Source organism: Viridibacillus sp. NPDC093762 (assembly GCF_050279675.1).
Taxonomy (GTDB): domain Bacteria; phylum Bacillota; class Bacilli; order Bacillales_A; family Planococcaceae; genus Viridibacillus.
Window position 1 is genome coordinate 31068 of sequence record NZ_JBNNUK010000026.1, and the last position, 12909, is coordinate 43976.

At 30.6% G+C, this 12909-nt stretch carries 12 protein-coding genes and 1 pseudogene; 1 reads left to right on the plus strand and 12 read right to left on the minus strand.

Translation table 11 applies throughout. The features are described from left to right. The first annotated feature begins 108 nt into the window (after positions 1–108). Entirely contained in the window at positions 109–360 is a 252-nt protein-coding gene (locus tag ACQKM9_RS19925; protein ID WP_038184901.1) for a DUF2627 domain-containing protein, read from the plus strand. Here ACQKM9_RS19925 and ACQKM9_RS19930 read toward each other — a convergent pair. From ACQKM9_RS19930 to ACQKM9_RS19985, 12 genes and pseudogenes are all read right to left on the minus strand, one after another. Beyond that, positions 357–1088, minus strand: coding sequence for a glycerophosphodiester phosphodiesterase (locus ACQKM9_RS19930; protein WP_427736125.1), 732 nt, complete (start codon positions 1086–1088; stop codon positions 357–359). The genes ACQKM9_RS19925 and ACQKM9_RS19930 overlap by 4 nt on opposite strands. Continuing rightward, positions 1081–2655, minus strand: coding sequence for a FapA family protein (locus ACQKM9_RS19935; protein ID WP_427736126.1), 1575 nt, complete (start codon positions 2653–2655; stop codon positions 1081–1083). The genes ACQKM9_RS19930 and ACQKM9_RS19935 overlap by 8 nt, the downstream gene beginning before the upstream one ends. 755 nt (positions 2656–3410) lie before the next feature. Continuing rightward, complete coding sequence (locus ACQKM9_RS19940; protein WP_427736127.1) at positions 3411–4388, minus strand: tyrosine-type recombinase/integrase; 978 nt, start codon at positions 4386–4388, stop codon at positions 3411–3413. A 210-nt stretch (positions 4389–4598) separates the two neighbouring features. Next, positions 4599–5183, minus strand: coding sequence for a site-specific integrase (locus ACQKM9_RS19945; RefSeq protein WP_427736128.1), 585 nt, complete (start codon positions 5181–5183; stop codon positions 4599–4601). A 190-nt stretch (positions 5184–5373) separates the two neighbouring features. Continuing rightward, positions 5374–5469: pseudogene (locus ACQKM9_RS19950) on the minus strand (sporulation initiation factor Spo0A C-terminal domain-containing protein); the annotation flags it as partial. A gap of 313 nt (positions 5470–5782) precedes the next feature. After that, complete coding sequence (locus ACQKM9_RS19955) at positions 5783–6565, minus strand: hypothetical protein (RefSeq protein ID WP_427736129.1); 783 nt, start codon at positions 6563–6565, stop codon at positions 5783–5785. A gap of 123 nt (positions 6566–6688) precedes the next feature. Beyond that, positions 6689–7564, minus strand: coding sequence for an HNH endonuclease (locus tag ACQKM9_RS19960; RefSeq protein ID WP_427736130.1), 876 nt, complete (start codon positions 7562–7564; stop codon positions 6689–6691). Positions 7565–7806: 242 nt separating this feature from the next. Next, complete coding sequence (locus ACQKM9_RS19965; RefSeq protein ID WP_427736136.1) at positions 7807–7998, minus strand: Gp37-like protein; 192 nt, start codon at positions 7996–7998, stop codon at positions 7807–7809. 29 nt (positions 7999–8027) lie between these two features. Continuing rightward, a complete protein-coding gene (locus ACQKM9_RS19970) occupies positions 8028–8264 on the minus strand; it encodes a dUTP diphosphatase (protein WP_427736131.1) in 237 nt (78 codons plus the stop codon). A gap of 672 nt (positions 8265–8936) precedes the next feature. Then, positions 8937–10697 (minus strand): DUF2326 domain-containing protein, encoded by a 1761-nt coding sequence (locus ACQKM9_RS19975; protein WP_427736132.1) that lies wholly within the window; start codon positions 10695–10697, stop codon positions 8937–8939. Positions 10698–10699: 2 nt separating this feature from the next. Next, entirely contained in the window at positions 10700–11107 is a 408-nt protein-coding gene (locus ACQKM9_RS19980) for an ABC-three component system middle component 6 (protein WP_241747058.1), read from the minus strand. Further along, complete coding sequence (locus ACQKM9_RS19985) at positions 11104–12558, minus strand: metallophosphoesterase family protein (protein WP_427736133.1); 1455 nt, start codon at positions 12556–12558, stop codon at positions 11104–11106. The genes ACQKM9_RS19980 and ACQKM9_RS19985 overlap by 4 nt, the downstream gene beginning before the upstream one ends. Between the last annotated feature and the right edge of the window lie 351 nt (positions 12559–12909).

Consider the following 12909-nt stretch of genomic DNA (forward strand, 5'->3'; position numbering starts at 1 on the left):
GCAATTTTTTGCATAATTCAATGTAAGTTCATCATATCTGAACTTTCTTTCCTTGACAACGCTTCTCCAACAGGTAAAAATGAATATAGATTAGAGGAGTGAAAGTATATGGCACGTTTTGCAGCGTTTATCGTATTACTTATACCTGGTTTAATGGCTGCAGGTGGAATTAAATTAATGCGCGACACTTTATTTGCTAAGCTTGTGGATCCAATACCATTTCTTTGGTTACAATTCATTATTGGCATTGCACTTTTTGTCATTGGTTTTGGCTTTTTTGCAGGTTTTTTATTGCATCGCGATCGCAAAAAAGGGAAAGTTTCAGCTAAATTTGCAAATCAAAAGAACGCTGACCGTTAATGGTCAGCGTCCTTTTTTTGTATACATCTAACTCTTCCAGGAAAATCTGTAATCCAGCCAACTACGGCTTTATGTGGATTTTTGAGATACTCTTCATCACCAGTAATGTTATAGAACCGACACTTCTTTTTAGCTATTAAACATGCATCTAAATATTCAGATTTATAATACCATGTTTTGTTAGCATGAATAGCATCGATATATGGAAGGTTTTTTAACTGCTGCCAATTGAGCTTTCTCGTGGCAATAAGTGCAGTTTCAATATGTTTGTTTATTTTCTTAGCATGTTCCAACACTTCCAAGAAAAAAGATGAATAATGTACATTTGGTAAGTGGGAGCATTTATTTATAACAATTTCTAATACAAAAGGATTATCGATAAAGGATTCCTTCAATTCGATATTCAATGCGATAGGATTTTTCTCTACCCAAGCTATTAACTCATCCAGTGTCAGCATTTCTTGACCCGAGTATCTACGAGTAAATGGTCTACCTACGCGTAATCTTTTTATTTCTGCTAATGATACATTTGTTACTAACCTGCGTCTTCCTGTAACGCGACGTAAATCTAAATCGTGTGTCACAACAGGAACATCATCCCTAGTAATTTGCAAATCTAACTCAATACCATCTGCATTCAGTTCAACTGCCTTTTTGAATGCATTGAGTGTATTTTCCATCTCACAAGCAGAGGCGCCTCGATGTGCAAAAACTAAGGGTCTAGGCATTGATTTCGCCTTGCTCCAATTTAAAATTACCACAAGTCTGCGTATTTAATGTCGTCGATTTTTTACCAAGTTGAATATATGTTCCTGGAAAAGCTTCCTTCGTAATTTGAATCTTTTCCGTTCCCATACTTTTTAATGATTGCAAAATAGTTTGCACCTCTTTATCAATCTTCATTAATTCATTTTCTTTTTCTTGTAACAATACTTTTGAATCCTCAAACGCTTTTCTCTGCGCACCATTCATCTTATCGATGAAATCTAATAATGGCGTAATGCGAGCTTTAATATTTACAATATCAGCTTCTAAAGATTTCATCTCTTCGGCTTTTTCTTTCACTATTTGCATGCTTTCTTTTCGATCCGGCATTGTAATAACTAATTCCGTTTTACGCTCTAAGCGATTTCCAGAAATCGCAGTAGTAATAGTACTAGTTGCTTCTGCACGTCCACCAATAATTTTCCCCTTGTACTCATTAACTAGTATACTACTCGCTTTTAAATTGGATCCAAGTGCGTATGACCCAATTTGAATGTCGCCTTTTGCAATTAACGTACTTTCATTTGTATGCTTAACGAAGATATTCCCACCTGCGCGTACAACCGACTCACCGTTACCAAAAATACCGCCACGAATATAAACATCACCATTTATAGATTCGATTAATTTCGGACTCGTAACACCTTCAGGGCCATCTATCGAAATATCACCTGTTGCTACTACTGAATAACCCGCTAGTACTGTACCTCTAATACTAATGGATCCATCGAAATTTAGATTTCCTGTTCCTACTCCAACATCATTTGGAACAGGTAGATGTTTTTGAACTGACAAGAATCCATCTGAATCATCCAAAACTCCACCCTCAGTTGCATAGATGGTTACTTTTCCGTCTTCATCAACTTTTTCATACACAGTTTTCTGATCATATTTTAACGGTGCGTCTTTACCTGGTAATGCAGGAATGCTTTCGCCAAATACATTCTTCCCTTGTTCTCCTGAATCTGCAGGAATTTTTTCTCCTAACCATGCATGGGCTTCTATTTCAGAGATAAAATTCATATCAAAATAATCCGCTTTACCATCATCACGGATCAATGGTTTTCTCTCTGACTGCTCTATATATGTAATTTTTGCATTTTTCCCTGGTTTTGCTGGCGTTCCTATTGCAACTACAGTCGGTTTTCCTGATAATACGGTATCTAGAGTCAAATCTACAAAACCATGCACTATTCCTATATTATTTGCAAATTCTTTGATTTGTTCCTGCATTTTAGTACCATCTGTAAACACAGTTTTCGGATCTTCGTGGACATACATGGTGGCAGTCATACGATCTCGAGAAGTCACAATTTCTATAGGCGGCAACCAAATACCAATTTCCTCAAATTGCTCCGTCACTGTAGCAGTCACTTTTCTTAAAATAGCAAAGCTCGACAGTTTAATACGTGGATATTTTTTCAAAATACTGTCGAATTCCTTAAGTGGAAACCCTTCCCCTACTGTCTTTAAAAATACCTTTTCATTTTCTTCTTTTAAAAAAAAATAATCATTTTCAAAAATTAGCACATTTTCTCCCCATCCTTCAAAACGATAATAAATATCTATACTTATTATCGTTTTTAAATTGTTTTTTTACAGAATAACGCCAAAAAATCGCGTTCAAAACAAGTCTTGATAAATTAAATTTCAGTTAATAGATATTCATTAGTTAGAAGTTTTAAATACTAGTTAAATGGAAATTATCCGTCTATTTATTATATCAATAAAATAAACAGAACCTCTATACATTTATTCTATCTATAAAAGAAAGTTGCGAAGGTTGATTAGTAGATATTTAGGTACTTTAAGGCAATAGATATATATAGTGTTATAGTACCATTTTTTTGAATATTCGTATATCTATTTATACACTAATTCTATGTTACAAAATTGTATTTAATTAAAAAGAAGCCATACCATTTACTTTTTTCTAGTATTTTCATAAAGTTCACTAGTATTTCTTCGCCAAAATTCATGAAATTGAAAAATTATGCGTAAATTAAGCACTACTATGTTGACCTATCCGTATTTTAGAATAATTAATGTATTTGACGATAAATGTTTAGTATCACAATGCAACATGAAACTATCCACATGTAAGTCGAATTCTAAAATCTGCCTCCTTTTTGAACGCAAAAAACACACCTCCAACTTAATCGAATTTTTGAAAACTCAATAAATGAAAGTGCGGTAGTATTTACACGCTTATATTCAGTTAATTATAGGTTCAATTAGGCAGTTTATCGGTGAATAATTTTGCTGACTTACAACTGACAACTACCCTAAAACGTCCCTCTATTCTTTTCGATACGACCTTTTAAGTAAAAGTATGCAGATTCGTTATCATTAATATTAAATCGTATAATAATTCGTCTACACGCTTCAACAATCGACAATCCTTCTTCTTTCATCAACTCTCTCGCATAGTGAATTTGTCCGCTATATGAAATATTTGTAGCGTTTAAATACTCATTCCCTTCTAACTCTGCGATACGAATTATTCTCTGAGAAACATTCTCCCATTTAATTTGAAAGTTGTTTCGAAGACCTCGTAAGATATAATCACTGCTAGCTATCTTGTAATTGCGTTTTGATTCACCTTTAAGACTTACGTACTTCTCTTCTTTCATTGCGCTCTCTATCATAGTTTTTGTATGATTGCTAATTGGAACTGTTCTAGGTGATAATACCTCTCCAGTATCCTCATCAACTAATTGAGGAATATTAATAACCATGTTATTAATATCACAATCTTGAATACGGATATTTCTTAACTCAACAAATTTACGTTTATACGATACACCATCGAATAGTAAACAAAGGATTACTCCATCTTGTGCATTCTGAGCATACCCACTTAAAGAATCGACTTCTGATTTAGTAAGAATCATATTCTCTTCTGCTTTTTCATCTAATAGATTTGAGATCTTATGCTTTGTATTATACTGAGCTGCAATATTCCCTTTTTCCTTTGATACTTGACCTTTTTCAAGGGCAAAATCTATATATTGTTCTAATGTTGATATTGAATTTTGAAGACTTCTTACAGTAGTAGCCTTTAATGACTTTAAAGCTTCTTCGAATTGAGTATTATCGAATGCATAAACGTCTTTATTGTAATTATTTTCACTATTCCTTATTTTTTCGAATAAGATTCTAACTACCCTTTTTGTTTCATCAGAGTAGGGCTTAATATCTCCATTCTTACCGACTACTCGATGCTCTTTTATGAATCTCTCCTTGAATTCTGATATATCCATTTTCCCTTCTCTTTCCTCCATTTGCTTCTGTAGCGAGCAATTAATTTGTTTTTTTACTTTTCTAAAATAAATTTGCAATACTTTATTCTAAACCACCTCATTAACCTTAAATGAAATATATCACACCCCGCTTTAAGTTGTAATACTTTCCTTTAGATTGTATAAACCTCAATTTACACTTTAGAACAAGATTACTTTCGTATGGCTACATCATAAAATGTATAACTTATTATTAGTAGATTGTGAATTTGTATAAAAGGGTATGTCGAAAATCAAATGTAGTTGTACCCACGTTCTATATTCGTGAAATTTCGTGAGATTATAAGCACCTAACATCAATTTAATTTCTACTGGTGATAATAGTTGTTTCTGCTTTCGCTTCGGTTTAATCTCTTCTACAGTATTCATGGGATTTTCAATAATTTCTTGTTCCATTTTCAAAAAATTAAAAAATACCTTCATATTCCTTGTGTAATTTGCTATTGTGACATCGCTCATTGGCTTTTGATAATCTTCTCGTCTATTTGGATAGTTAATTTCTAAAGACCTATCTGAAGCCGTAACAGTGTATTTACCCCTACTTCTCAAATACTTAATGTAATGTCTTATATGTGATGATTTAATCTTTGTAGCATCTTCAATTTTCAACTCCTGTTTTAAATAAATTCCAAATAACGTTAATGTTTGCTCATAGCTCTTTAATGTCTTTGCAGATAAATGTTTAGCATCACAATGCAACATGAAACTATCCACATGTAAGTCGAATTCTAAAATCTGCCTCCTTTTTGAACGCAAAAAAACACACCTCCAACTTAATCGAATTTTTGAAAACTCAATAAATGAAAGTGCGCTAGTATTTACACGCATATATTTAGTTAATTATTGGTTCAATTAGGTAGTTTATCTGTGAATAATTATGAATAATTTCGAAGTCTGACAACTGATAACTACCTTAAAACCCAGATTTATCAATGTCCTAACCCTTTCAGCTAGCAACCGTTTCAATACGAATTTTATCGGCAATCATGGCGATGAATTCGCTATTTGTTGGTTTGCTCTTTAAGTGATGGACAGTATAGCCGTTGATATATAAAGATTTCTAACGCTTAAATTAATTAAATTATCTATAGGTTTATTGGTATTGTTTTATACGGTTTATTGGTATTTAGTTCCGTATTGTTATCTTTATCTTACCAAATAGCCAGAAGAGATGTAAAGGTGAATGAAACCAAAAACTTATTTAGTTAACTTGAGAATTGTTATTTAGACAATTCACACATTTATATAGGTAGATATTGTGTAAAAAAATCATTTTTGTATTAACTTTAATCTCTAATTTATTCCATAAAAAAAGCACATCACATTTAAGTAACATGCCATCATATACTTAGGTTTCAATACAACCCAAAGTTTTTACTAATAGTCACAACTCTATCTTTACTAACAGTTACTTCATTCACATAATACTTATAGTGTTTTAAATTATTTGCAATAAAGTAATCTGCAATTGGTTCACCGATTATTCTTTTAATTTCATCAGCATAGATACCACTTGCTGATTCGTCTATTCTTATTTCTACTCTACCATTAGAACGTATCACAAAAATATATTTTCCTGGTTTAACATTCTCTATTGAGTAATTACCATTACCATCTACATTAGCGAAATACAAACTTTTATCGCCACTAGGTACTTGACCATACATACCAAACATTTGAAGTTGATAGGGAGTATAATTAGCTTTATTCAAGTCATAAGAAATCAAAGAAACCCTAGCATTTACATCTGGTCTATATCCAATAAAGTTATTGTAATAATATGACACCACACCTTGTACTGTACCTTTTCCGACTAGTGAATCTATAGACATATATTTAACATTACTATTTTTCTTAACATATAAATTATTAGATATTTTCAACATTTTATTTTTATCATCATAGCTATACACGCCATATTCTTTTCCTTTTTTCACTGTATCGAACTCTAGATATTTACCACGTATTTCTGTATAAGTTTTAGTTTTTTTCTTTATTTGTATCTTTCCAATCATTGTTTGATCATTTATTGTTACTTTCCCCCACGTATATGTCTCTGCTTTCACATAATTAGAGTTAAAAGAAAGAAACGAAACAAATAATAAAGTCATTAATATAAACGAATATACCTTTTTCATATAAACACTCCTCAACTATAATATAACTATAATACTATAAAAAAGTAAATGATTGTATATAAAATGAAAAAGGGCAGTTATTTTTAACTACTCTAAATTAAAGTCACTATATTTGTTTCATTATTAATTATACATAGATAATAACTTATCGAAAGTTATTTCAAATCCCCAATATGACAATTCATTTTTTCTACTAATGAATAAAATTTCGATATCTCTTGCTTTATCTTTCTGTAACCCATGATGAAATCTTCTATGGCAAGTTGGACATAACGAAACAACATTTGGTACTACATCTAAACAGTAATCAAACTGCTCTTGAAATTTTAAAGGAATCAAATGATGAGCTTCTATATATTGTTTTCTAGTGCTAGCATTAATAAAAGTTTCATGTTGTGAATTAATTTCGCATTGAAAGTTAGCATCATTAATAGCTTTTGCTGAAACTAAAGGGTTACGAATTATACTTTTAACAGATCTTTTAATAAATCTTGGACTATCATAGGACTTATCAAGAAAAACTTCTCCACTTTGTATTTCTAATTGAAAATCTTCTTCCGTTAAGTCACCAACTACAAATAATAAATTATAATTATATTTTAGTTTTTCTCTTGTTTCAATAGCTGTATCATTTTCATATTTTCTCATTGTAGGGTTTGAAAACATATCAAATAATGCAGGTCTTTTAAAAACCCTTTCAAAATGAGCTATTGCATTATCCATTTCATCCTCGTAAATAATCTTCCAAAACAATCTATTATATGTTAAACTTTCAATTTCAAAATTGGACTTTTTCATTCTACGAATTACTTTTTTTCCATCACTATACTCTAAAGCAAAATCAAATAGTATATTATACATTTCAAATGTAAATTCTACATTTTGTTTTTTTAACTGTTTATGGATTTTCCAAACTTCTGCAAAGCTTTCATACTTACCAAATACTTTAATAAAGCTAATTAAATCTAATTCTGTGTTAAGTAGCATTTTAGTATCCATTTTATAAATCCTCCTTGTGCTTTATTAGCCCACTTATAGTCATCTCCTTAACTACAGTTTTTATCCGAAATTAGCTATATATATTGAAAAGTATCTTACATACGTACATACAATGGTCATAACATTATTACAAACCTTACTAATAGTAATGGCGTGTTTTTCGACTTTAGAATTAAACACAAAGAGAGTACACCCAATTAAATAGATGAACAATTATACTTTTATCTCTTGTTTCATGTGAATTACCGAAGGTATATTCTCACAAATTCAACGAATCGTTTAAATCCATTTTCATCTAAGACCTCTTTAATTGTAATGATACGCATTTTTTTCTGTACTCCCCAATCATCATGTTTGATTGTGACATAATCCCCTAACTGCCAATCACGCCCATACACGAATAGCGCATTTTGACTATTACAAAATTTATTCAGTAGAGATTAGAACAAACCCTTCTAACTAATCATTTTAGACCTGTAGATCCAAACCCTTCTTCTCCTCTATCTGATACATCTAGTTCCAAATTAGTTTCAACTAGTTCAACTTCAGGAAGTTTTTGAATTACCATTTGCGCAATCTTCATATGTTTTTCCACATGAAGTATCTCATTGCTATGATTTATAAGTATCACACCTATCTCCCCTCTATAACCTGCATCAATAGTACCTGGACTATTTAAAACTGCTACACCGCTTTTCAAAGCCAACCGAATAGGCTAATATCTGTGCTACATCAAAATTATTGTTTCTCTTTGTCATACTGATTCCTCCATATATTTAAGTTGGAAGATATTAGATCATTGTAGGGACAAAAAAGGGATACTCCCACAGTGTTATAATCTGTGTTAGCATCCCTTATCTGTTCCAAAACCTGTCACATCAAGGCTTGAACTGTGTTTAACTGTACGTCCCAGGAGGGAATTTAATAGCCTCCTGAAGCGTTGGTGCCACTGTTTTTTTTGATTAGATTGCGTAGAAAATGTGTAGAGTGAAAATCCAAGAACACATGTTTTATCTTATATTTCAACTAACTAAATTTCCAGCACTTAAGCATAGAAATTCCAGAGTGAACAACAAGATTAAACTAACGATGAAAGTTTACACATTGTATCTTCTGCTGCTTCAACAATTTTTGAAAATGTAAATACCCTTTATCTATAAACTCTGGAAACTGCCCATCTAATAAGACAAATATGCTCTAAAAATTTTTATCTAAATCATTATGTTGTATAGAGTTTCTAAATTATATCAATCAATTTAGTGAATCAAAGAGACTTAGAAAGCTGTGCTACACAGCTTGAATTACAAATAAATGATAATGATCAACTGTTAATGGATTTTCGTTTATAGCTGAAACATGTCAAATGTATACTCTAGAATCTAAAGCCAAAGAGCCTGTTCTTATCATCGTTTAATCTGTCTAATTTTGCTACTACCATACCCTCATCTTCAAAAAATTCCAAATCAGCTTCTAATAATTCTGTTTTATTCAAAGTTACAAAATACTGTCCTATTGAATTTTCTTTCAACTTATTATCTAAATACTTTAATAGTACTCCTTTTACATATGGGTCAGGATTTGAATAAGAGCCATCATGGATTAAAAAGTTTATATCAGAATTATTTAATACTCTGTGCAAAAACCACGTTAAGTCAAACATGTTAATTTTCATATGCAAACGACCATGAGATCTCTCATCAGGGATGGAACAACTTATTCTCACTCTTCCAGTGGTAGAATTACTTCTGTAGCTAATTCGATTATCGTATTCAAAATCAAGGAAGCCATGTTGTTTATATGTAACATCAACCAGCACGTTAAATAAAGTTTGGAGTTTCTTTTTTGTGTCATTAAAGGAGAGAAATTCATCATATTGTAATGAATTAATTCTCAAGACCTTATGTTGAATTTCATTTATATTTTCAACTATTTCATTCTTTTTATTATAATCATTTATCCTAACCTTAATTTCAGCAAGTTCAACTTCTTTATTTCTTTTTTTATCCATTATTAGTGATATATCTTCAATATATTTCTCGCTTTTAAATATTTTTGAAGTTTCTTCTAGTTCTCTCTCTAAAACCTCTTTTTCGCTATAAAACTTTTTAAGCTTGCTATCTAAACTGATTATTTTATCATTAAAATAATTTCCTCTGCTATCAACCATAAAATCATAAAATTCTTTTACTTTCTTGTAATTTTCCCTTACATCATTAGGGAAGAAACCTACTAAATCGTTATAAAATTGTTCAACGTCTTCAAGTTGTTTTATTTCATCTACTTTTCCCTTTAAATTTTCAATGTTTTTTTGATACTGATTCTTAATATGTTCATATTCAAAGATTTTATTTTGAATATCATTAAGTTCTTTTTTTACTAAAGTATAATTTTCAGTGCTATTTTGAAAATGAGTAACTGTTTTCGCTTCTTCTATCGCTTTGTCAAGTTCATCTATCTGACTAATAACTTCTTCTTCTCTTACCTTTAAATCCGTTATGTTTACACTCATTGATTCAATGATTTTTATTTCATTATTCATCTTTTCAATGATATCTCGTAATTTTTTAATCTCAGATTCTGTTTGATAAGGTAGAGTAAACAAGTAATTTAATAATATATATTGCTTCAACCCATTTCTATTAGGTAACAAAATATCATTAAACCCAGTTTTTTCATCCCTTATGATATATTCCCTTAAACCAGCAAAGGTAATGTTCTCTCTTTTTTCTGTCAATATTAAATTTTCAACGTAATTCTTATAGGACTTAAGAGATACCTTTTTCCATTCAGAAACATCCATCGAAAGCATTTCAGAGTTTTCTAACACGAATCCTTTTTGAGGATCATTAAACGATCTCGCTAGAAAATGTGTGGTGTCCTTAAGACTTACCTTTAAAGCAATATAGATATTCTTCTCTAATAAATCCCCATTATTTTGATAGTAATCTGGAATTGTTTTTCCAAGTAAAAATGATAAACAATCAACCATAGTTGATTTACCAACACCATTAGTCTCATTGTTTGCTTCTCTTTTTTCACCTAAAATTATATTTACACCCTTTTTATTAAATGGATACTCTTTTAAAATTTGCCCATCATTCGGAGTGAAAATATATAATCTATCTAAAATCATATCTAATCCCCATTCTCTAATTTTTCAATCATGTTTTCATTTATTGTTATCTTTCCTAATGAGAATAAAAAAGTTAAAGCTAAATATAAGATTCTCTCAACATTCATATTGATTGTAATTCCTTGTTTATTTGAAAACTCAAGAAATAACTGATCTACATGTTTATTTTTTGTTTCTAAAAGCTCATATAGAACCTTTGCTGTAAACAAGACATTTTCTTCAACAGAACGGTACTTTGTTAGTAGAAAGTAATTCATTGTGGTTTTACTCACCTCAATCTTTTTTGATTCCCTATATTTATCCAAAGAAATACATTCCTTTCCCAAAGAAAGGGTACGATTTTTTTTTATGAAATTCGCAATAGAAAACTTAAGAATCTCGCTGGAGTCTCTATAATGTAAACTATTCATTGCTCTACACACCTTTTATCTTCATTAAAAATATCGCATTCAAATATACTCCATGCAGTAAGAATCTTTACATACTTCTGTGTCATCAATTCAGAATATGGGAACGAATTCCCATTCTCTAATATTATTTGTTCAACGATTCGGATAAAAATCTCATCTCCATTGTTATAGATATTATGAATTTCTAAATATTTATCAATGATAATGTCAGCTATAAGATCTTTCTTATCTGCGCTAACATATGCTGTGGAATCCATAATGCTATAAATCGTTCCGAAAAACCGAGAGAATTTATCAAATCGTTTTTTGAACGTAGGACTACACTTCATATTATAGAATTTTTTATCTAATTCAATTTTGTTGTCTAGACTACTTCGAGTTGGGCCTTCAAAATTTAATTTTTCATGAAAATCAATTATAAATTGTTTGAATTCATTTTCATCAATATCATCGCTATCATTCGGCAAATAGATCTCTTTTATTTCAAACTCTTTTTTTTTTGAAAGCCTTTCTAATTTAAAAGCCAATTTCCCAGTTTTAGTTCTTCTGCTCACTTGATTATTAACTGACCAATAGTCATCTGAGGTATTCCAAATGTGATAACAAGCCTCAGCATTACCATCCTCCAAATTCATATCCACTACTACGAACCCAGGTACTGCATATGAATCAGAAAATATTGCTCCACTAACCAATTCAATAAATGGGTTATCACTAGTGTTTAGAGTTATATTATGAGATGGATCATGAACATGACCCGATATATATAGATCAATTTCAGCATCATCAAAATTTGATTGCATAGTTCTTCTCTCACTATGTTCAATACATCCTAATGTATGATGGCCAATTGCAATGTTCAATTTACTTTCATCTTTATTAGAAGACAATTCTCTTATAGAATCATAGAACCTTTTTCTTCCTATTAATAAATGCCCTTCTTCACCTTTTTTATCCGAAATCAGACATGTATTAATTGATAATATATTGTAGTTATTAGTGCTTTTGACAAAGTGTAATTTTTCTTTTGGATATTCTTCCCCAAAAAATTCGTTATAGAAAGTGAAAAAATTTGATTGTGCATTTATCAATGTTTGATATGTTTCTGCTTTAAGGCTGTCAAGCTTTTCTGATGGTGAAGGATCTCTTAAAATACTGTCTATAACCATAGTTCTCATTTCACCTCTTGTGAGATCATGGTTCCCGGGTATAAGATGCACATCTGCTTTTGTAATATTCATAGTTTCCACAATACTATTTAGAAATGTTTTCACCTGATCATTATAAGAACCACCCTGATTGGCAATATCACCAGTTACCAATAAAAAATCAAAATCCTTTTCTTTTTTTAGTTCATCAATATATTTAATTAACTCATCTCTCATTTTTACTGTATTATAGTTGCTATAATGGAAATGTATATCAGTTATGTGTAAAAAACGCAAATTCAAATTTCTCTCTCCCTTTAATTGTATTCTCAAATTGATAAGCAGAATTGCACTTTTTTTATGAACTTTGGTATAGCTCACCATATAATTTCTCTAATTGTTTTTTCAATATTCTTTTTTCTTCTCCAAGGCCTTTATTCTATATTTTAAAGTTCTTATTAATATTTCTTCAGAACGTTTACTTTTTTTGTTTTTATTCCACTCTTCAACTTTATTTGTTGTTGATTTCTAAGAGACTCAATCCTTGTTCTTATATCATTGAATCGGCTACACTAAGTTGGACATAAAAAATAAGGGCTAGTACACTTAGACTACCAACTTAAAGGAGCGTGCTATTATGTCACGTCAACGTCG

Bases quoted from the DNA above. Each gene is read 5' to 3' on its own strand.
- ACQKM9_RS19925 (WP_038184901.1), top strand. From the start codon at position 109: ATGGCACGTTTTGCAGCGTTTATCGTATTACTTATACCTGGTTTAATG.
- ACQKM9_RS19930 (WP_427736125.1), bottom strand. From the start codon at position 1,088: ATGCCTAGACCCTTAGTTTTTGCACATCGAGGCGCCTCTGCTTGTGAG.
- ACQKM9_RS19940 (WP_427736127.1), bottom strand. From the start codon at position 4,388: ATGGATATATCAGAATTCAAGGAGAGATTCATAAAAGAGCATCGAGTA.
- ACQKM9_RS19955 (WP_427736129.1), bottom strand. From the start codon at position 6,565: ATGAAAAAGGTATATTCGTTTATATTAATGACTTTATTATTTGTTTCG.
- ACQKM9_RS19960 (WP_427736130.1), bottom strand. From the start codon at position 7,564: ATGGATACTAAAATGCTACTTAACACAGAATTAGATTTAATTAGCTTT.
- ACQKM9_RS19975 (WP_427736132.1), bottom strand. From the start codon at position 10,697: ATGATTTTAGATAGATTATATATTTTCACTCCGAATGATGGGCAAATT.
- ACQKM9_RS19980 (WP_241747058.1), bottom strand. From the start codon at position 11,107: ATGAATAGTTTACATTATAGAGACTCCAGCGAGATTCTTAAGTTTTCT.